This window comes from Mucilaginibacter jinjuensis (genome assembly GCF_028596025.1).
Classification (GTDB): domain Bacteria; phylum Bacteroidota; class Bacteroidia; order Sphingobacteriales; family Sphingobacteriaceae; genus Mucilaginibacter; species Mucilaginibacter jinjuensis.
This window is the reverse complement of record NZ_CP117167.1, coordinates 3190528-3210136: the sequence shown is the minus strand read 5'-3', so window position 1 is coordinate 3210136 and position 19609 is coordinate 3190528. Positions and strand designations below refer to the sequence as shown.

18 protein-coding genes are annotated in these 19609 nt (G+C 41.1%); 5 read left to right on the top strand and 13 right to left on the bottom strand.

Going from position 1 to position 19609, the window contains the following annotated elements; genetic code table 11:
- Window positions 1-85 precede the first annotated feature (85 nt).
- Window positions 86-2482, bottom strand: coding sequence for a ribonucleoside-diphosphate reductase subunit alpha (locus PQO05_RS14495; RefSeq protein WP_273628032.1), 2397 nt, complete (start codon window positions 2480-2482; stop codon window positions 86-88).
- Between the two features lie 46 nt (window positions 2483-2528).
- A complete protein-coding gene (locus PQO05_RS14490) occupies window positions 2529-3503 on the bottom strand; it encodes a ribonucleoside-diphosphate reductase small subunit (RefSeq protein ID WP_273628031.1) in 975 nt (324 codons plus the stop codon).
- Window positions 3504-3876: 373 nt separating this feature from the next.
- Between PQO05_RS14490 and PQO05_RS14485 the strand changes: the two genes are divergently transcribed.
- Together PQO05_RS14485 and PQO05_RS14480 are read left to right on the top strand one after the other, a co-directional pair.
- Window positions 3877-5121 (top strand): serine hydrolase, encoded by a 1245-nt coding sequence (locus PQO05_RS14485; protein ID WP_273628030.1) that lies wholly within the window; start codon window positions 3877-3879, stop codon window positions 5119-5121.
- A gap of 167 nt (window positions 5122-5288) precedes the next feature.
- Window positions 5289-6035, top strand: a complete 747-nt coding sequence (locus tag PQO05_RS14480) for an SRPBCC family protein (RefSeq protein WP_273628029.1) — start codon at window positions 5289-5291, stop codon at window positions 6033-6035.
- Between the two features lie 71 nt (window positions 6036-6106).
- Here the strand turns inward: PQO05_RS14480 and PQO05_RS14475 are convergent, their stop codons facing one another.
- The 7 genes from PQO05_RS14475 to PQO05_RS14445 all read right to left on the bottom strand — a co-directional run bounded on the left by PQO05_RS14475 (window position 6107) and on the right by PQO05_RS14445 (window position 12176).
- Entirely contained in the window at window positions 6107-6550 is a 444-nt protein-coding gene (locus tag PQO05_RS14475; RefSeq protein ID WP_273628028.1) for a hypothetical protein, read from the bottom strand.
- Window positions 6551-6624: 74 nt separating this feature from the next.
- On the bottom strand, window positions 6625-6972 hold the full coding sequence (gene rplT, locus PQO05_RS14470; protein ID WP_273628026.1) for a 50S ribosomal protein L20: 348 nt from the start codon (window positions 6970-6972) through the stop codon (window positions 6625-6627).
- An 81-nt stretch (window positions 6973-7053) separates the two neighbouring features.
- Window positions 7054-7254: a 50S ribosomal protein L35 gene (rpmI, locus tag PQO05_RS14465; protein ID WP_166586142.1), complete on the bottom strand. Its 201-nt coding sequence runs from the start codon at window positions 7252-7254 to the stop codon at window positions 7054-7056.
- Between the two features lie 68 nt (window positions 7255-7322).
- Entirely contained in the window at window positions 7323-7892 is a 570-nt protein-coding gene (gene infC / locus PQO05_RS14460) for a translation initiation factor IF-3 (RefSeq protein ID WP_166586141.1), read from the bottom strand.
- 1 nt (window position 7893) lies between these two features.
- The gene (gene thrS / locus PQO05_RS14455) at window positions 7894-9819 is read right to left on the bottom strand and encodes a threonine--tRNA ligase (protein WP_273628025.1); all 1926 of its coding nucleotides are present in this window, start codon (window positions 9817-9819) and stop codon (window positions 7894-7896) included.
- Between the two features lie 288 nt (window positions 9820-10107).
- A complete protein-coding gene (locus PQO05_RS14450) occupies window positions 10108-10836 on the bottom strand; it encodes a (Fe-S)-binding protein (protein ID WP_273628024.1) in 729 nt (242 codons plus the stop codon).
- Window positions 10837-10850: 14 nt separating this feature from the next.
- Entirely contained in the window at window positions 10851-12176 is a 1326-nt protein-coding gene (locus tag PQO05_RS14445; protein ID WP_273628023.1) for an MFS transporter, read from the bottom strand.
- 140 nt (window positions 12177-12316) lie between these two features.
- Here PQO05_RS14445 and PQO05_RS14440 point away from each other — a divergent pair, with 140 nt between their 5' ends.
- Window positions 12317-12823, top strand: a complete 507-nt coding sequence (locus tag PQO05_RS14440; protein WP_273628022.1) for a DUF3347 domain-containing protein — start codon at window positions 12317-12319, stop codon at window positions 12821-12823.
- A 153-nt stretch (window positions 12824-12976) separates the two neighbouring features.
- Here the strand turns inward: PQO05_RS14440 and PQO05_RS14435 are convergent, their stop codons facing one another.
- The 3 genes from PQO05_RS14435 to PQO05_RS14425 are packed head-to-tail and all read right to left on the bottom strand — an operon-like array spanning window position 12977 to window position 16984.
- On the bottom strand, window positions 12977-14578 hold the full coding sequence (locus tag PQO05_RS14435; protein ID WP_273628021.1) for an MFS transporter: 1602 nt from the start codon (window positions 14576-14578) through the stop codon (window positions 12977-12979).
- A 4-nt stretch (window positions 14579-14582) separates the two neighbouring features.
- Window positions 14583-15641, bottom strand: coding sequence for an HlyD family secretion protein (locus PQO05_RS14430; protein ID WP_273628020.1), 1059 nt, complete (start codon window positions 15639-15641; stop codon window positions 14583-14585).
- 2 nt (window positions 15642-15643) lie between these two features.
- Complete coding sequence (locus PQO05_RS14425; RefSeq protein WP_273628019.1) at window positions 15644-16984, bottom strand: TolC family protein; 1341 nt, start codon at window positions 16982-16984, stop codon at window positions 15644-15646.
- An 80-nt stretch (window positions 16985-17064) separates the two neighbouring features.
- Here PQO05_RS14425 and PQO05_RS14420 point away from each other — a divergent pair, with 80 nt between their 5' ends.
- Entirely contained in the window at window positions 17065-17865 is an 801-nt protein-coding gene (locus tag PQO05_RS14420; protein ID WP_273628018.1) for a helix-turn-helix transcriptional regulator, read from the top strand.
- A 78-nt stretch (window positions 17866-17943) separates the two neighbouring features.
- Entirely contained in the window at window positions 17944-19209 is a 1266-nt protein-coding gene (locus PQO05_RS14415; protein ID WP_273628017.1) for a tetratricopeptide repeat protein, read from the top strand.
- Between the two features lie 14 nt (window positions 19210-19223).
- Here the strand turns inward: PQO05_RS14415 and PQO05_RS14410 are convergent, their stop codons facing one another.
- The gene (locus PQO05_RS14410; RefSeq protein ID WP_273628016.1) at window positions 19224-19568 is read right to left on the bottom strand and encodes a winged helix-turn-helix transcriptional regulator; all 345 of its coding nucleotides are present in this window, start codon (window positions 19566-19568) and stop codon (window positions 19224-19226) included.
- Window positions 19569-19609 lie beyond the last annotated feature (41 nt).

Here is a 19609-nt window from a genome sequence, read left to right as displayed (position 1 = left end):
ATAGCGACAATACATCGCACAAAAAAACCGGACTATCTTTTCAGACAGCCCGGTTAAAATTAAGGTTGAAAAACTTCTTTTATGTTTATGATGAACAGGTTACGCAACCTTCTTCCATACTGCAGCTTGGGCCGCTGGTTTGGGTAAGTTCTATACCGTCCAGATCATTCATTTGTACGTTTGGTTCTGGTGCAGGGATAACCGGCTCCATTTCTTTACTGCCTTGTTTCTCAACTGTAAACTGTACCGCTTGCGTTGCAGCTTGTGTACGCAGGTAATACATACCGGTTTTTAAACCGCGTTTCCATGCGTGGAAGTGCATTGAGGTTAGTTTAGAGGTATTCGGACTGTCAACAAACAGGTTTAATGATTGCGACTGGCAAATAAATGCGCCACGATCTGCCGCCATATCAATCAGGCTGCGTTGTTTAATTTCCCAAACTGTTTTGTAAAGTTCTTTCAAATCAGATGGAATTTCAGGGATATGCTGGATAGAACCATTGGCCGCAATGATATTGTTTTTCATTGTGTTGTTCCACAAGCCAAGGTTAACCAAATCTTTCAGTAAGTGTTTGTTCACAATCACAAACTCACCGCTTAATACACGACGGGTGTAAATGTTTGAGGTATATGGTTCAAAACACTCGTTGTTACCAAATATCTGCGAGGTTGATGCTGTTGGCATTGGCGCCATTAACAGCGAGTTACGCACTCCATGTTTCATCACAGCTTTACGTAAGCTTTCCCAATCGTGGCGATCTGTTGGTTTAACATCCCAAAGATCAAACTGGAATTTACCTTTTGATAATGGCGAACCTTTAAAGGTTTCGTAAGCACCATCCTGCATAGCCAGGTCTTTACTTGCCGTCATGGCAGCAAAATACATGGTTTCGAAGATGTTTTTGTTTAACACCTTAGCCAGGTCGCTTTCAAATGGTAAGCGCAACAGGATAAACACATCGGCCAAACCTTGCACACCTAAACCGATTGGGCGGTGGCGCATGTTTGAAGTACGGGCCTCTTCTACCGGGTAATAGTTGTTATCTATAATTTTATTAAGGTTTTTAGCAGCATCATAAGTGATCTCGTATAATTTATCGAAATCAAACTGACCATTGATCACAAAACGTGGCAATGCTAACGAAGCCAGGTTACATACAGCTACCTCATCAGGGCTGGTGTATTCCATAATTTCGGTACAAAGGTTACTGCTTTTAATAGTACCTAAGTTTTGCTGATTGCTTTTCTTGTTTGCAGCATCTTTATATAACAGATATGGGTTACCGGTTTCGATCTGTGCATCCAAAATAGCAAACCAAAGATCTTGTGCGCGGATTACTCTGCGGGCACGGCCTTCTTTTTCGTAACGGGTGTACAATGCTTCGAACTCGTCACCAAAACACTCAGACATACCTGGTGCTTCGTGCGGACAGAATAGGCTCCACTCACCGTTTTCTTCTACGCGTTTCATAAACAAATCGCAGATCCAAAGGGCATAGAACAAATCACGTGCACGTGCTTCTTCTTTACCGTGGTTTTTACGCAGGTCTAAGAAGTCGAAAATATCTGCATGCCAAGGCTCTAAGTAAACCGCAAAGGCTCCTTTACGTTTACCACCACCCTGATCTACATAACGGGCTGTATCGTTAAATACACGCAGCATAGGGATAATACCGTTACTTGTACCGTTAGTACCACTAATGTAGCTGCCTGTAGCACGTACATTATGGATAGCTAAACCGATACCACCTGCGCTTTGTGAAATTTTGGCTGTTTGTTTTAGTGTATCATAGATACCATCGATGCTATCATCTTTCATTGAAAGCAGGAAGCATGATGACATTTGCGGCTTAGGAGTACCCGCATTAAATAAAGTTGGCGTAGCGTGTGTAAACCAACGCTCACTCATTTGATTGTAGGTTCTGATAACGCTGTCGATATCATCCTTATGGATACCTACAGAAACACGCATATACATGTGCTGAGGGCGCTCGGCTATTTTGCCGTCAACTTTCAGCAGGTATGATTTTTCTAAGGTTTTAAAACCGAAGTAATCGAAACCGAAATCGCGATCGTAAATAATAGAGCTATCCAATATATCGGCGTTTGCACGGATTATTTCCATTACATCATCGGCAATTAAAGGCATTTTACGATCGTTGTGCTCGTCTGTATAATCGTAAAGTTTCTCCATTGTTGAAGAGAACGACTTGATAGTATTTTTATGCAAATTGCTTACCGCAATACGGCTTGCCAGCAAAGCATAATCAGGGTGTTTGGTAGTTAATGATGCAGCAGTTTCGGCAGCAAGGTTATCCAGTTCGGTGGTAGATACACCATCGTATAAACCTTCTACTACTTTTTTAGCCACATCTATCGCATCAACCAACGGACTTAAGCCGTATGCGAGTTTCTGCACGCGTGCGGTTATCTTATCAAACTTTACGCTCTCTTTGTTCCCAGCTCTTTTAATTACAAACATTAATTTCCCTCCTTATTTTATGTAAACCTATTTGATACTCTTTTCCTTAAAAATCTTCGTCAAGCGAAAACGCCTGGCTGTCTTTGGTGTTGGTTGCCAATACACCTGCTTTTTGATAATCACCTACCCTCTTTTCAAAGAAGTTGGTTTTACCTTGCAGCGAAATCATCTCCATAAAATCAAACGGATTGGTTGCATTGTAAACTTTAGCATAACCTAATTCATCTAACCAACGGTCGGCCACAAACTCAATATATTGTTGCATCAGGCGTGCATTCATACCGATCAAATCAACCGGTAATGCATCCGTCACAAACTCTTTTTCAATCACTACAGCATCCAGGATAATCTCGTGTACACGCTCTTCGCTCAACTTGTTACTCAGCATGCTGTAAAGCAGGCAGGCAAATTCGCAATGCAAACCCTCATCGCGGCTAATTAATTCGTTGCTGAATGTTAAGCCCGGCATTAAACCGCGTTTCTTTAACCAGAAGATAGAGCAAAAACTGCCTGAGAAGAAAATCCCTTCTACCGCAGCAAATGCAACTAAGCGCTCCGCAAAGGTTCCGTTCTCAATCCATTTTAAAGCCCATTCTGCTTTGCGTTTTACACAAGGCACGGTTTCAACGGCATGGAATAGGCGGTCTTTCTCTGCATTATCTTTAATGTATGAGTCGATCAGTAACGCATAAGTTTCTGAGTGGATGTTCTCCATCATGATCTGGAAACCGTAAAAGCAACGTGCTTCAGGAAGCTGCACTTCGCTCATAAAGTTTACAGCCAGGTTTTCATTCACAATACCATCACTTGCCGCAAAAAACGCCAGGATGTGCGAAATGAAATGGCGCTCTCCATCATTCATGTTGTTCCAGTCTTTCTGGTCACCGCTCAGGTCAATTTCCTCGGCAGTCCAAAAACTGGCTTCATGTTTTTTATACATTTCCCAAATTCTGGGATAATTGATAGGCAAGATCACAAAACGATCCTTATTCTCCTGTAATAGTAATTCTTCCTGTTGCATAGCAATTATTGTTTTTTTTAATAAAAGTCGGCGAATTGAATAGAGACAAGAATGCATGCACCGAAAAATTCGGCGGGTGTGTCTGGCTCTATTAAAAACCCAAATCGTGAAAGCTTTAACAAATAAATTTCTCTTTTGGCAGGTTTGGCTTTATAATTTTCGAGCCCGCAAGACGCTCGTTTGCCTTTTTTTATCACGAAATGCTGATTGCAGCCCGTGAGCCAAGAGAAATTGTTGCATTGAACTTGAATCAAATCTAAAGGAAAAATGGGGAGGTAGTGTATGATAGTTTTTAACAAAAGGCCGAGTTATTAACAATTGAGAAAATATTTCACAACCATATTGGCTATCTTCGAAACTGTTAATCTTGATAATGAAACGCTTACTATTTCTATTTGCATTGTTTATTTCTATGTCGGCTTTTGGTCAAAAAACCGATACCCTGTTTTTGAAAAATTTATTGCTGGCCAATCCCGAAATGTTTGATGGTATACTAAAACACCCTACACAAAACGAGGTACAAATATTATATACACGCATAGATCGCGACGAGCACAATATACCACATTTTACCTCCTACAGTTATCGTTTAAACCCTAATCATTACTTCTACCCTGCCAGCACGGTAAAACTTCCTACTGTGATTTTTGCCTTGGAAAAACTAAATGAGCTGCATGTCAAAGGCTTAACAAAAAGATCTATCATGCTCACAGACAGTAGCTTTAACAAACAAACGAGCGTTACTATTGATAGCACAGCCCGCAATGGCAACCCCAGTATAGAACAGTATATCAGGAAGATACTATTGGTGAGCGACAACGATGCCTACAACCGGTTATATGAATTTACGGGTCGGGGTGAGATAAACAGCAAACTCAAAAAATATCAACTTAATAACACCCGTATCATCGGCAGACTGGCTGTTGGCGATGGTGGCAATAATGCCCGTGCGACTAACCCAATCAGGTTTTATAAGGGTAAGAAACTGGTGTACAATTCACCTTCACAATATGATAAGGCAGACTACCCTATGCAGCTCGAAAACATGGTACAAGGCAAAGGCTATATTGATGGTAAAGGCCAGTTAGTAATGCAGCCTTTTAACTTTAGCGATAAGAACGTGTACCCGCTCGCCGACCAGCAATTGGTATTGAAACGCCTGTTATTTCCTGAAGCTTTCCCCAAAGAGCAACGATATAATTTAACGGCGAGTGATTACAAGTTCATTTATCATTATATGAGTATGTACCCTACAGAAAGTAAATGGCCAACCTACAAACAGCCGGACTACTACCCTGCTTATTGCAAATTTCTATACTATGGCGCGGATAAGGAAGCATCAATAAATCCCAATATCAGGGTCTTTAATAAAGTGGGGGACTCTTATGGATACGATATTGATAATGCATACATTGTTGATTTTAATAACAAGGTAGAATTTATGCTTTCGGCCGTTGTACAATCTAACGAGGATGGGATTTATAATGATGACAAGTACGAATACGAAACAGTTTGCCTGCCATTTTTAAAGAACCTGGGCAGAGTGATCTATCTTAACGAACTAAACCGCAAGAAAGAGCACCAACCTAATTTATCGAAGTTTAAGTTTAGTTATTGATTTTAGTTACTCGTTATTGAGTTATTAAGTTATCGAGCAAGCCCCCCCAATGACCTAATAACTCAGTAACCAACTACCAAACCATAACTATAAGTCAATCAATTTAAATTTAAAGAAAACATCGCCCCGACTACACTGTTGTTTCTATATACCTATAAATAGATATTATGACAACTACAGCATTACAGCGAACAACCATGTATCATGGTGAAAACAATGCCCATATAAATTTAGAATGGCCAGAGCGTTACGTATCTATAGCTGCCGGCGTTAAACTGGCCTTTTCGGGGCTTACGCATATCTTTAAACATCCGTTCACCAGTATTTTAAAGATCGGCGCGGGTGGCTATTTGCTTAATCGTGGTGTTACAGGCCATTGCGAACTTTATAACCAAATAGGAAAAGTGAGCACCGAACCTGTGAATGTTAATATCCGCACTTCATTTACGGTAAATAAACCACGTCACGAAGTTTATGGCTTTTGGCGCAGGCTTGATAATCTTCCATTATTTATGAAGCACCTCGAAAGTGTGGAGATCCTGGATAGCACCCGCTCGCACTGGGTACTTAAATTACCTACCAATGTAGCTACCGTAAGCTGGGATGCAGAAATTGTACACGACATCCCTGGCGAATTAATCGGCTGGAGTTCGTTACCAGATTCAACAATTGATAATGCCGGAAAGGTACGTTTTAAAGACGGCCCTGATCCGGGCACTACATTAGTTAATGTGGTGATCAGCTATCAGCCACCAGCAGGTGGTGTAGGTACAGGTCTTGCACATATACTAAACCCGGTGTTTAAAACTATGGTAAACCAGGATGTCCGCAACTTTAAACAATACATGGATATTGAAGAAGCTGGCGCAGGCAACCCTACCGTAACTACCATAGTAATTGAGTCTGAAGAATAAGTTACACTTAGGCTAGCCTATAAAACAATAAAACCCGCTAAAGCGGGTTTTATTGTTTTATAGAATCTCATTTATTCCAGCACATACGGTGCGTATGGCTTTGGTATTTTGTAATTAAAGTTAGCGCTATCCTTACTGATAGGCTTAATTTTGGCATTAGCAACAAAACGCGTTATACGCTCAAAATCAATAGTTTTCCTATCGAATAGGCATTGACTCACTAATGTTTTATCATTAAACAGCATCACCAGACAAATCTGATCATCAGTATCAACCCCTGTTGCCAGGATTTCTTTCTGATAAGGCTTCAAAACACCATCCAATTGCTTAGTGCTGGTGTAAGGGCCTAACACATACATGGTGTTCCAGTTTACATCCTTATAAGCGCTTAATTTCAGAGAGCCTTTATTATCCTTCAGGTTTTCTTTTACATAGTTCAGTAAATGGCTATCTGTGCCTTTATTACAAGCCGATAAAATAAGCAGGCAAAAGCCAAGCAATAACAGTTTTTTCATGATTTAAATACGGGATAAAACTAAACAAAAAAGGGAGCTTGTGGGCTCCCTTTTTTACAATATGTTATTGATGCTTATTTAGTAGCAGCATCAACGATAGCTTTGAAAGCATCAGGATGGTTCATCGCTAAGTCAGCTAAAACTTTACGGTTTAAGCCAATTTCTTTAGCGTTTAATTTACCCATTAATTGTGAGTAAGAAATTCCATGCTGACGGGCACCTGCGTTAATACGTTGGATCCATAAAGCTCTGAACTCTCTTTTTTTAGTTTTACGGTCACGGTAAGCGTACTGTAAACCTTTTTCAACTGTGTTCTTTGCAACGGTATAAACCTTGCTGCGTGAACCGTAATAACCTTTTGCAAGGTTCATTACCTTTTTCCGGCGTCTTCTCGACGCTACTGCGTTAACTGAACGTGGCATTTTTTTGCGTTTTTGGTAGTGAGTGTCTGTTTAAGATCTTTAATACTCTAATACCTGGTTAAAAAATTTGTTTCTTAGAAATTACTTGCCGATACAAAGCATACGTTTTACGTTACCCATGTCTGCGTCAGACACCATGCTGGTGTGACCAAGGGCACGTTTACGTTTTGTCGACATCTTGGTTAAGATGTGGCTTTTGTATGCGTTCTTTCTTGCGATTTTACCTGTTCCAGTAAGCTTAAAGCGCTTTTTGGCACTGGAATTGGTTTTCATTTTTGGCATAACTCTATTTATTTATTGTGTTTCACGTAGTATGCACTACGTTTGTCTTAATTCAGTTTTGCTAACAATTACTTTTTACCTGCCTTAGGCGCAACGGTTAAAAACATCCGTTTACCTTCCAGTTTCGGTAATTGCTCTACTTTACCAACTTCTTCTAAAGCCTGTGCAAAGCGTAACAGTAATATCTCACCCTGCTCTTTGTAAACAATTGCACGGCCTTTAAAGTGTACGTAAGCCCTAACTTTTTCACCGTCCTCCAGGAATTTAATTGCATGTTTCAGCTTAAATTCAAAGTCGTGGCTATCTGTGTTCGGTCCAAAACGGATCTCTTTAATTACCGTTTGTTTCGCATTGTTCTTTATCTCTTTAAGCTTTTTCTTTTGCTCGTAGATAAATTTGTTATAGTCAGTAACTTTACAAACCGGAGGTACAGCATTCGGCGATATTTCAACCAAGTCCAGTTCCTGTTGCTCAGCTATTGCCAATGCATCCCGGAGTGAATACACACCCGGTTCTACGTTATCACCAACGAGGCGAACTTCCTGAGCCCGGATAAATTGATTGATATTATGTTCAGCTTCCTTTTTTTTGAAGGGAGGGCGTGGCCCTCTGCTAAAATTTGGTTTATTTAATGCCAAGTTATACTGTTGTTTCTTTAATTAATTGTTGTTTAAATTCTTCAATCGTTAAACTCCCCAAGTCGCCGGTACCGTGTTTTCGAACGGAAATAGTGCCTTCGGCAGCTTCTTTTTCCCCCACAATTAACATATATGGGATCTTTTTAACTTCCGCGTCTCTGATCTTTCTGCCTATCTTCTCGTCTCGGAAATCAATTAGCCCGCGAATATCGGAATTTTTTAGTTCATCTGAAAGATTTTTTGCATAATCTTCAAATTTTTCTGATATCGGCAGGATAATAAACTGATCTGGCGACAACCACAATGGGAAATTACCGGCGCAATGCTCTATCAAAACAGCCACAAAACGCTCCAGTGAACCAAATGGTGCACGGTGGATCATTACCGGGCGGTGTTTTAAGTTATCGCTGCCAGTGTACTCCAGTTCAAAGCGTTCTGGTAAGTTATAATCTACCTGGATAGTACCTAACTGCCATTTACGGCCTAAAGCATCCTTCACCATAAAATCAAGCTTAGGGCCATAGAAAGCCGCTTCACCTAATTCTACTACAGTTTTCAGGCCTTTTTCTTCAGCCGCTTCCATAATAGCAGATTCGGCCAGAGCCCAGTTCTCGTCGCTACCGATGTATTTCGATTTGTTTTCAGGATCACGTAAAGAGATCTGTGCAGTATAATCTTCAAAGCCCAGGGCCGAGAAAACATACAGTACCAGGTCTATCACCTTCATAAACTCCTCTTTCACCTGATCGGGACGGCAGAACAAGTGCGCATCATCCTGAGTAAAGCCACGTACACGGGTTAAGCCATGCAGCTCGCCGCTTTGCTCGTAACGGTAAACAGTACCAAACTCTGCATAACGAACCGGAAGGTCTTTATAAGAGCGTGGTTTAGTTTTATAGATCTCGCAGTGGTGCGGGCAGTTCATCGGTTTTAAGAAGAACTCCTCCCCTTCCTGCGGGGTTTTTATCGGTTGAAAGCTATCCTTACCATATTTCTCATAATGGCCAGAAGTTACATACAGGTTTTTGTGGCCTATATGCGGAGTAATTACCTGCTCATAACCAGCTTTAACTTGCGCACGCTGTAAAAAGTTAACCAAGCGCTCGCGCAATGCAGTACCTTTTGGCAACCACAATGGCAAGCCCATGCCTACTTTTTCAGAGAAAGCAAACAGTTCAAGTTCTTTACCCAGTTTACGGTGATCGCGTTTTTTTGCTTCTTCAATAACACGCAAGTATTCGGTAAGCTCACTAGACTTAGGGAAAGTAACACCGTAAATACGGGTTAACTGCTTGCGTGTTTCGTCGCCACGCCAGTATGCGCCGGCAGTGTTCATCAGCTTAATAGCCTTAACGAAACCTGTATTAGGGATATGCGGACCGCGGCACAAATCAGTAAAACTGCCTTGTGAGTAAAAAGTGATAGCGCCATCGGGCAGGTCCTTAATCAGGTCCAGCTTGTACTCATCGCCTTTTTCGGTAAAATATTCAATAGCATCTGCTTTACTAACCGGCTTGCGGATAAATTCCTCTTTAGCCTTAGCCAGCTCCAGCATTTTATCTTCGATCTGTTTAAAGTGATCTGAAGAAAATTCCTGATCGCCGAAGTCTACATCATAATAAAAACCGGTTTCGATAGCCGGGCCGATACCAAACTTGGTACCCGGGTAAAGTGCCTCAAGCGCCTCGGCCATTAAGTGGGCCGATGAGTGCCAGAAGGTTGCCTTACCGGCATCGTCATTCCAGGTTAATAATTTAACGTTCGAATCTTCTTCAATCGGGCGGCTTGCATCCCATACCTGGCCGTTTACTTCGGCGGCTAATACATTACGTGCTAAACCTTCGGAAATGGATTGTGCAATTTGCATGGAAGTGATCCCCTTGTCGTACTGACGAACGGAACCATCGGGAAGTGTAATACTAATCATCTACAACTATGATTTATTGTTCAATAAAATTTTAATAAACAATCACCTACAAAGTGATTTATTGTCGAATTGCGAAGATACTGTTTTTTTAGGGATTTCGGATGTCGGATTTTCGATTTCGGATTTATCACTTGAGCGTCATTGCGAGGTATGAAGTAACCCCTTTCCGATAGCTATCGGGACTACAAAGCAGCCCTGTACAGTTCGCGATTGCTTCGTACCTCGCAATGACGTGTCTTTTTACTATTACTTATAAATCCGAAATCGAACATCCGACATCCGAAATCATCAAACATTTCCCCATCCCATAGCCAAAACATCGGCCAGGTGCATAGTTTTAATAGGTAATTGCTGTTTATCGATATAGCTTTGCAGGTGCAACAGGCATGATGCATCGGTAGAGATAATATAATCGGCATTGGCAGCCAGGGCGAAATCAACCTTTTGCTGCGCCATCGCGCTGGATATAGCATCGAACTTTACAGCAAATGTTCCGCCGAAACCACAACAGGTTTCATTATCGGGCAGGTCTACTAATTCCAGCCCATGCACTTTGGATAAGAGTTGGCGGGGTTCGGCTTTGATCTTGCATTCGCGCAGGGCGCTGCAGCTATCATGGTATACGGCATGGCCTTCCAGCTCGGCACCAAAGTAATCTACGTTGAGGATATTTATGAGGAAGTCAGACAGTTCGTAAATATTGCCTTGCACAGCCCGGCATTTATTATGTACCGCAGTATTGGTAAACAGATCATTATAATAATTACGCACCATACCAGTACAAGAGGCTGATGGTGATACAATTACGCTATCGGCCGAAAAATCATCCAAAAATTTACTGCCTATGGCTTTGGCATCGTCCCAGAAACCAGCGTTGAAAGCAGGCTGACCACAACAGGTTTGAGCCGTATTATAGGTTACTTTGCAACCGGCCTTCTCCAATACCTTAACGGTATTAAAAGCAGTACCAGGATACATTTGATCAATAAAACACGGAATAAATAACTCAACCTTCATCAGCCTATATTAAATTACAAACCGCTAAGTTCCGAATTTTTATGATTTTTCTTCTCAGCAGCCAGCAATGAAAATAACAAAATCATCCCGACAATAAAAAATATAGCCAGTATAAGCGCTGAATTACGCATGCTGTGGGTTAACGACTCCACAAAACCGAAGCAAAATAAACCGATTACAATGGCCAGTTTCTCGGTAACATCATAAAAGCTGAAGTAGGATGCCGTATCGGTAATATCTTGCGGTAAAAATTTAGAATAAGTAGAACGTGACAGCGATTGGATCCCTCCCATTATTAAACCAACTACAACAGCAAGCGCGTAAAATTGCATGGCATTGGTTGTTAAATAAGCAGCGATACAAGCGCAGATCCAAATGAATACTACCCCTATTAATACCTTAACGTTACCGTATTTATCAGAGAGTTTCGACATTAGCGTAGCGCCACCAATGGCTACAATCTGGATTACCAAAATGACCCCAATAAGGCTGGTTTCCGGCAACTTTAATTCTTTAGCACCAAAATTAGCTGCTACCAGCATGATGGTTTGTACGCCCATTGAGTAAAAAAAGAAAGCAGGCAGGTAACGTTTAAGCAGTGGCATTTGCATAACGTTTTTCCAAACATGGCCCAGTTCTTTAAAACCACCGCTAATTACATTATAGTTAGGTGATACCGAAGCATTGGGCACACCTTTTGGTAAACCCGCGAAAGGAATCTGTGCGAAACCAATCCACCAGATACCTACCAATAAAAATGATAACCGTGCCGGGAAAGTAGCATCTGTAATGCCAAACGTTTTGGGCGATAATACAAATACAAAGCAGATGATCTGTAAAATAACACTGCCGATATAGCCGTAAGTAAAACCTTTGGCACTAACTGCATCCTGCTTATCGAGTGTGGCAATTTGAGGCAGGTATGAGTTATAAAATACAAATCCTCCACAGTAGCCAATAGCCGCAATACCGAAGCAGATCATTCCGGTTTCGAGCGTATTTAATTTGAAGAAATAGAGACCGCAGCAGGCAATACCCCCCATCAGGGTAAAGAATTGCATGTAGCTTTTCTTATTGCCTTTATAGTCGGCTATCGAAGTTAATATCGGTAGCATTAATACTACTAACAGGTAGGCTGCGGCTAATACATAGTTAGATAAAGCGGTGTTGATGAATTGGTGGCCGAAAAATGTAACCACATCGCCATGCTCTTTGGTGGTGGTTATAGCTGTAAAATAAGCCGGGAAAATAGTTGAAGTGATAACCAGGTTGTACGATGAGTTTGCCCAATCGAACATAGCCCAGGCGCGGATGGTTTTGGGGTTGTTTTTAGCTTCCATGCTGATGCTAAGATATACATTTTACAATGCAACACAAGGGGGACTTATTTAAGCTTTGCAGCTGTATTTATAGATCGATATTGGTTTATTAAAATGTTCTTAACATATTTACGTTCACAATTAATCAGATTACACAAACCATGAAAACAATAAAAACTCTTTCACTATCTCTGCTACTGGCATGCGCAGTATTAGTAGCTAATGCACAAGCCAATACATCTGTCGATAAAATAACTCAGGCTTATTTGGGGCTAAAGAATGCCTTAGTAGCCAGCGATGCCACCGCTGCAAAGGCCAAAGCTGCTGCTTTATTAACCGCATTATCAGCCCCGGTTGATAAAAGCTTGAAACCAGATCAACAAAAATTATTAGCAGCTAACCTGGAGAAATTGCAATTTGATAGCCGCCATATCAGCGAATCAAGTGCCATAGATCACCAGCGCGAGCATTTTGAAAGCTTATCTAAAAATATGTACACTGTACTAAGCGGCTTAAAAGCTAATAGCACCGTGCTTTACGAGCAGTACTGCCCAATGAAGAAAGCATACTGGATCAGCGAAAAATCTGCCATTGAAAACCCATACTATGGTAAAACGATGCCTGATTGCGGTGAGGTGAAAGCTACTTTGAAACCGGTTGGTAAGTAAAGCCTGTAATTGTTGGTGACAACAACAACCACGGCGAAAATACGATGAAGGGGTTATGAGCAATGCTCATAACCCCTTCGGTTTTTAGTTTAGTTAATAGTTATTAGTACGAGCTTATTTACCTGTTAGTTACAGCTATGGGATAATAAATTTTTAATAGGAAGCCGGAGCTGGTTGATTACCTTCCAGGTTTATTTTAGTACGGTTAATGTACGGATAAATAGCAACCAGTAAAATGACAACCAAAATTACCCAGCTAATCAGTTGGTAATAATCCATACTGTAACGCATTAAGGTTTGTGCATTTACGGAGCGAACTACCAGTCCATTGGCAGCTTTAGCAGCCTGATCGGCCGCCATACCACGGCCCATTAGCGCTTGTTTATATCCGGCGATACGTTGTACAGTAACAGGATCGGCATCAGAAATTGATTGCTGAAAGCGATTGAAATGCCCGCTTTGCTTAAACAACGAGAAGTAATTGATAAACGCAATACTCGAGCAAAAACCCGCGAACCTAAAGAACACACCTGTTGCTGATGCCGTACTACCCAAATGGGTTGGCACCGATGATACGGTAAAAATGATAAGCGGTGCCATTAACAGCCCTGCACCTAAACCCTGCACAATCAGCGGAATAATGAACTCTGAAGCATTGGCCTGAGTATCGAACAAAAAGCACATCCACACGTGGAAAACCAGCATAAAGCTAAAACCCAGCATAATGATAAACCGCATAGGCCTGTGCAACAACAACATCCTCGATGATATAATCACGCCCACAAATATCCCAAACATGTTGGCTATCAGTATATCGGCCAGATGGAAAGGATCCATCCCTAAAACAGCCGAAAAATAAGTTGTTGTAATACCCAAAGCACCACGACAGATATAGAGTATAAATATCAGCAACAGCCCTACCGAAAAGTTACGGTATTTAAAAACTTCGAGCGTTAAATAAGGCCGCTTTAAACTAAGCTGCCTAACAATATGAATGGCTAACAAAACTATAATTGCTATAACCGACCACAGAATACGTCTATCCTGCAACCAGTAATATTGTTGTCCGTATAGCAACACATATCCCATAAGGCTCAGCATTAAAGCGTAAATAATAAAACTGGGCCAGTCTACCTGGTAAAGCGGAAATTTTTTATCAAGCCGCACATTGTTCATCATCATAAAAAGCAGCACTGCACCCGGCACATAAAAGTAGATGATGAATTTATACAGCACGTTGTAATTAAAAGCATCTACCACCCCCGCTGTTACCAGTGTTGTAAGCGGCGTAATACAAAGCAGCAAACCATAAAACAGAGAGTAGCCAATCTCACGGGCACGCTCGCTTTTAAGCCTGCTGAATATCAGCGTAATACAAATACTGGTGCTTGCACAATTGGCCATGCCCTGTATAAAACGGAATATAAACAGCACATGCAGGTTGCGGGTACTAAAACAAATGTATGAGGTAACCACCTGAACTACAGTGGAAATAATAAGATATTGTTTTACAGCTATAAAGCTAAAGAAACGGCGTTCCAACGCAAAAAAGCTGGCTACGGCAGCATAGAATATTACCATAGAGTATTGTACATCTGCAGGTTCTATCCCGTAGAAGCCCGCGGCTGCACCACCATTAGCCGTAGACAAACCGAACAAGCCAAGCGATGGTACAACAACCATAAAAATGGCGAACCGGATAAGCCATTCGGAAGCCCAGCCTTTAAACACCGGCATAACTTTTCCTGTGCTCATGATCTTATTTTTTACGGATAATAACGTTGGTGTTCATACCTGCACGCAGCGGTGCAATAGTATTAACATCATCAGTAAGCCTGATACGAACCGGGATACGCTGTACAATCTTCACAAAGTTACCGGTAGAGTTATCGGGCGGCAACAATGAAAAGCTTGAACCCGTGGCCGGTGATAAGGAAATGATCTTACCATTAAACTTCTGACCCGGATAGGCATCGGCTTCAACCTCAGCGTTATCGCCAACCTTCATGTTTTTCACCTGGGTTTCTTTAAAGTTGGCAACCACCCATTTACCGGCATCCTGATCCACTATAAAGGCAAGCGTTTGCCCGGCTGTAATGGCCTGGCCTTGCTGTATGGTTCGGCGGCCCATTTTACCGTTGTATGGGGCAGTTATAATGGTGTAATCTACATTTAGTTTGTTACGGCCAACTACAGCTTCCCTCCTTTTAATTTCGGCTTGTAAAACTGCGGTTTGTACACGTGCATCGTTTACTTTGGATAAAGAAGCCTGGTAGTTTTCCATCGTTGTTTGATAATCTGACCGGGCAATATCCAGCGCAGCCTGCATATTTTCCAATTGTTGTTTCGTGGCCGATTCAACATCATACAGTTTTTTATAACGATCGTAATCTTGTTCTTTATTCAGCAAACGTGCTTTGGCAGCCGCAATTTGCGACTGGCTTACCTGCGATGTTTTAGCCGATGTTTCGATATTGCTGTTTAGTACCTGTACCTGCGCACGGGCATTATCTAAAGCAGCCTGTGCTTCCTGTTGCTGAATAGCATATTCGCTGTTATCGATTACGATCAGTGTATCGCCCTTTTTAACGTCCTGATTTTCTTCGTAACGGATCTCGCGGATATAACCCGACACGCGGCTGGTTACCGGGTTAATATATTCCTGTACCTGGGCATCATTGGTATCTTCGTACAAATACAAATTGTATAAGGAAATGCCCCCCCATACGATGAGGAACAGTAGGATTATCCCTGCTATCCAAGCCGTTATGCGGGTAATTAATTTATCTGTTTGGGTGTATTGATTAGAGGTGCTCATGATTATAATTTGCCTGTAACTTCCTGTAACTTGTAATATTGCATTTGTGCGCCTATTTGCGCAGCAGCCAGATCAAATTTGGTTTGAAGCAACTGGGTATTGGCCTCAAGCAAATCGGTTACCAATGATGTTTGATTAAAGTATGTGTTGTTGATGATCCTTGAATTTTCTGTAGCCTGTTGAATATTAGTTTGGGCTACACTGATGCGGTTAAGGGCTTCCTTATAACGCAGATAGGCTTCATTTACTTGCTGCCTTACATTGTCCTGCGTATCCAGATGCTCCACCTCCTGTTGTCTGAACTCAATTTCGGAAGCTTTTACCTTATGCTTATTATGGTAAAATGCCGAAATTGGGAACGAAGCCTGGATACCCGCCATACCCAAACCATACAGATAGCCTCCATAAGGATAAAACTGGATTTGCGGATAGCTGTAAGCATAGTTAGCAAACAAGCCAATTTTGGGCGACAGATTAGCCTTTACATCTTTTAATTGCAATCTGCGTAAATTGGTTTCCTGTTCTGAAATTTTGTTCTGAAAAGCATGGCCTTGTGCATCATTCAGGTAGTCAGCATAAGATTTAACCGAGGCAGAATCAACGCCATCAGCATTTACGGGATTAACCACCAGGCTGTCGGGTTCACCAATCATAATGTTAAGTTTCTGATTAGCAATGGCTATATCATTGGTGATGGTGGTAAGCGTTAGCTTTTCTTTCGATAACTGCAGTTCTGCACGTAGTACATCGCTTTTTAAAACCACACCATTTTTCAGCAACTGCTTAATACGGTCGAGTTGTTTTTCCTGCTCGGCGATGTTGCTTAACATGAGTTGTTTGAAGATCATGCTGCGTTGCAAGTCCAAAAAATATCCTGAAGCCTGGAGCTTGATCTGCGATACCGTCAGGTTTTTCTGCTCTTCTCTTATCTTTTGGATAGTTTGCTGTTCCTCTATTTTCAGATTGGTTTTGCCACCACTATAAATATTGAAGTAAGCATCGGCACCTACCTTATAATAGGTATGTATGAGCGGATACTGGGTTGGGGTACTAAATATGCCGTTCTCAAACATGGGCATATTACTTACTTTGGCGTACTCGCCTTCGGCCTTAATATCGGGCAGGCGTTCTGCTTTAGCATCTTTTATTTCTTCTTCGCTGCTTTGCACGTGCAGCTGCTGCATCTGTATGGTTCTGTTATACTGTACAGCTTTTTCCCAAACCTGCGGTAAAGCCAGGTTTACAGCGGCGCTTGCAGTGGTTTTCTGCTGTGCAAATGCCCCTGTTGCAGCCAATGCCAGGCTTATGAAAAGGAACAACCGCTTATTATTTTTAAGTATCATAAATTTTATGATACAAAATTACTTATAGCATTTGCGCACTATTTGATGTAAATTGCCTAATATTTGATGATTCCAGCCACATGAATATACAGCAATTAAGTTCGGCCGAACAGTTTATTGAGATTGATAAACACAGTAAGTCAATTTATGTAATGCCCCAAAAATCCGAACGGCGTTTTCCTGTCCACAACCATAAAAAAGGGCAGCTAAGTTATGTAGAGGGTGGTTTGGCATATATCCATTTTGTGGGTAACACCTTTGTGATACCAGCCAGGCATTACATCTGGATACCGCCGGGAGTTGATCATTTTTTGCAGATCAGGCTCTCAAGTGATGCCATTATCCATAACATATATTATCCTGATGATGATAAGCATATTTTTTACCAGCATACAGGTATTTACCCTGTAAATAACTTATTGCATGAAATGATTAATTATACGCAGCGTTACGATTATGATATCAAGCCCTCCGATCCGGATTTTGCATTTTTAATCGCCATTAAAAATATATTACCAAGCCTCAGCCCCCAGAATGTACCCATAGCCCTGCCCACTACTACAAATGAACGCCTACGCCCCATATTGCGTTATTTGTATGAAAATGTAGAGAAGCAACTCACCCTAAAATCTGTAAGTGAAAGATTTAATATTGCCGAACGCTCTTTGTCGCGCCTGTTTCAAAACGTGTTAAGTATATCTTTTCTGCAATATTTAAAGCAGGTGCGCATCGTAAAGGCTGTAGAATTAATGCTTCAAACTGATTTAACACTAAGCCAGATCGCCTTCGATACCGGCTATCAAAGCATTTCGGCATTCAGCAATACGTTTCAGCAACTGGCCAATATGAGGCCTTCAGAATTTGCCGCTACGGTGCGATAGAATATATTATCGGTATAAATAAAAAATAAAATACCTAATTGCTTATTTTAGGCCAACCTACAGGCACATCAATCTGGTATGAAAAAACTATCCTTACTAATATTTCTACTATTTATCGTCTTTACATCTTTTGCCCAATCCAAACAGGTTGATAGTTTAAAGCATTTGTTAACTATCGCCAAACAGGATACAGAAAGGTTATGGTTAAACAACCAGATAAGTTCAAAGTATCAGGATCTGGGCAACTACCCTATGTCGTTAAGCCACGCATTAACATCCTTAAAACTTGCAGAATCTTTGAACCTTAAAAAAGAGATTGGCAATGTTTATATGGACTTATCCTTTATATACGGAAGCCAGAAAGACAAGGAAAAATCAATCGAGTACGAACTTAAGGCACAGCAGTTATTTTCTACCATTAATGAGCCTGTTAACCTGGCCATAGCCACTTATGTGCTTTCATCGGCATACGCAGATAACCACCAATATCAACTGGCGCTTAAATACGCACAGTTGGCTTACCAAATGGTTAAAAACCTAGGCAACCGGATGACGGTTTTACAACAATGTGAGGCGCTAACAACCTTAGGACAGGCACATTTTGGTTTACATAACTATTTAGTGGCCCAAGGTTATTACCAGCAAAGTTTGGTAAATGCTATAAAAGCAAAATCAAATTATGGTATGTTTATCAACTACCAGGGGCTTTCGGCTTTGTTTAATAGTAATGGTAAAACAGATTCCTGCATTTATTATACTAAGAAAGAATTGGAAACGGCTAAATTAGTCCCCTATCTGCCAGGTGTTATAGAGGCCAATGAATTACTGGCGAAATTGTATGCAACAACAGATCCTAAACAAGCTATTGGCTATTACCAGCATGCTTTACTATTAAAAGACAGCACGTTTAACGAACAAAAAATAAGACAGGTACAAAACCTTACCTATAATGAACAACAACGCCAGCGCGAATTACAGGAAGAAAAAGAAAAGCAACTAGAAGAGCGAAAAGAAAACCTGCAGTTATCGGCTATTGCACTGTTTATCGTAGTGTTCTTACTTGTAGCCCTTTTGCTTAGCCGAACCAGAACCCACCGGCGGATTATTGAATTTATGAGCGTTTTAAGTTTATTGCTGATATTTGAATTTATCACCCTCCTCATCCACCCCTGGGTGGAGAAACTAACTAATCACACCCCTGTTTTCGAATTATTAATATTAGTAGCGCTTGCTGCTGTGTTAGTACCATTACATCATAACTTAACGCATTGGTTGAAAGAAAAACTGGTTCATGCACAGGAGAAGGTAGTTGGTAAGATTGATGAAGAGCAAACAGAGGAGTAATCTCCAATTCACTTTTACTCTTGTTTAACAGCCAAATCTTTTAGCCCCCACTCCTGCATTACAGAAATTATGGGCATCAATGAGAGGCCTTGCGCTGAAAGCTTATATTCAACTCTGGGTGGTACTTCGGCGTATACTGTCCTTTCTAAAATACCGTCTTCTTCCAATTCACGTAATTGAGTTACCAGCATTTGCTTGGTTATTAAGGGCAACGCTTTCTGTAGTTTGCTGAAACGGTTGCATTTTAAGCTGATAGCATATATGATCAGTACTTTCCATTTGCCACCAATCTTGTTCATGGTATGCGTTACCGGGCAGTTGTAGGGGTTAAAATCTTTGTTTTTACGTATACTTGCCATTAGTATGAAAATAAGTACTATGAACTAAATTAATGACTATA

What these genes read in the sequence shown, in the direction of transcription:
- PQO05_RS14495 (WP_273628032.1), bottom strand. Translation starts at nt 2,482, where the DNA reads ATGTTTGTAATTAAAAGAGCTGGGAACAAAGAGAGCGTAAAGTTTGAT.
- PQO05_RS14490 (WP_273628031.1), bottom strand. Translation starts at nt 3,503, where the DNA reads ATGCAACAGGAAGAATTACTATTACAGGAGAATAAGGATCGTTTTGTG.
- PQO05_RS14485 (WP_273628030.1), top strand. Translation starts at nt 3,877, where the DNA reads ATGAAACGCTTACTATTTCTATTTGCATTGTTTATTTCTATGTCGGCT.
- PQO05_RS14480 (WP_273628029.1), top strand. Translation starts at nt 5,289, where the DNA reads ATGACAACTACAGCATTACAGCGAACAACCATGTATCATGGTGAAAAC.
- PQO05_RS14475 (WP_273628028.1), bottom strand. Translation starts at nt 6,550, where the DNA reads ATGAAAAAACTGTTATTGCTTGGCTTTTGCCTGCTTATTTTATCGGCT.
- rplT (WP_273628026.1), bottom strand. Translation starts at nt 6,972, where the DNA reads ATGCCACGTTCAGTTAACGCAGTAGCGTCGAGAAGACGCCGGAAAAAG.
- rpmI (WP_166586142.1), bottom strand. Translation starts at nt 7,254, where the DNA reads ATGCCAAAAATGAAAACCAATTCCAGTGCCAAAAAGCGCTTTAAGCTT.
- thrS (WP_273628025.1), bottom strand. Translation starts at nt 9,819, where the DNA reads ATGATTAGTATTACACTTCCCGATGGTTCCGTTCGTCAGTACGACAAG.
- PQO05_RS14450 (WP_273628024.1), bottom strand. Translation starts at nt 10,836, where the DNA reads ATGAAGGTTGAGTTATTTATTCCGTGTTTTATTGATCAAATGTATCCT.
- PQO05_RS14445 (WP_273628023.1), bottom strand. Translation starts at nt 12,176, where the DNA reads ATGGAAGCTAAAAACAACCCCAAAACCATCCGCGCCTGGGCTATGTTC.
- PQO05_RS14440 (WP_273628022.1), top strand. Translation starts at nt 12,317, where the DNA reads ATGAAAACAATAAAAACTCTTTCACTATCTCTGCTACTGGCATGCGCA.
- PQO05_RS14435 (WP_273628021.1), bottom strand. Translation starts at nt 14,578, where the DNA reads ATGAGCACAGGAAAAGTTATGCCGGTGTTTAAAGGCTGGGCTTCCGAA.
- PQO05_RS14430 (WP_273628020.1), bottom strand. Translation starts at nt 15,641, where the DNA reads ATGAGCACCTCTAATCAATACACCCAAACAGATAAATTAATTACCCGC.
- PQO05_RS14425 (WP_273628019.1), bottom strand. Translation starts at nt 16,984, where the DNA reads ATGATACTTAAAAATAATAAGCGGTTGTTCCTTTTCATAAGCCTGGCA.
- PQO05_RS14420 (WP_273628018.1), top strand. Translation starts at nt 17,065, where the DNA reads ATGAATATACAGCAATTAAGTTCGGCCGAACAGTTTATTGAGATTGAT.
- PQO05_RS14415 (WP_273628017.1), top strand. Translation starts at nt 17,944, where the DNA reads ATGAAAAAACTATCCTTACTAATATTTCTACTATTTATCGTCTTTACA.
- PQO05_RS14410 (WP_273628016.1), bottom strand. Translation starts at nt 19,568, where the DNA reads ATGGCAAGTATACGTAAAAACAAAGATTTTAACCCCTACAACTGCCCG.